The 334-nt window shown below is 61.1% G+C and carries 1 protein-coding gene; it reads right to left on the reverse strand.

Features of this window, described 5'->3' with window-relative positions; translation table 11 throughout:
* Window positions 1-246 (reverse strand): hypothetical protein (locus tag D9C15_RS33695; RefSeq protein WP_205854766.1); only part of this gene is annotated, 246 nt, incomplete at its 3' end.
* Between the last annotated feature and the right edge of the window lie 88 nt (window positions 247-334).

The raw sequence follows: 334 nt of genomic DNA on the forward strand, positions 1-334 counted from the left end.
ACCAGCATTCTCCTTGGCGCGCCAGTCGGCAACGAGCTTCCGACCAGTGAGCGTTCCGGCCCAAGCCGACTTGCCGGTGGTTGAGACCGCCTCGATTCGATTGCCATGCTGCACGATATGAAGCTCGCCACGGTTGACTCGCCCGCCTTCGGAGGTAGTTGCAACCGCGGTCCAAACTCCGGAGATGTCGTGCAGCTGCTGGGCGCCGGAGTCGACAGCGGCACTCAACAGCGCGGTGAATGCCAACGTGAAAGCAAGAACACGGCGAACTCTCGACGGCATAGTCGCTCTCGTGCGTTGTGGAGGTGGATCTTGACGCCTAACGTTTGAGCTG

The organism is Piscinibacter defluvii (assembly GCF_004011805.1).
In the GTDB taxonomy this organism is placed as follows: domain Bacteria; phylum Pseudomonadota; class Gammaproteobacteria; order Burkholderiales; family Burkholderiaceae_C; genus Piscinibacter; species Piscinibacter defluvii.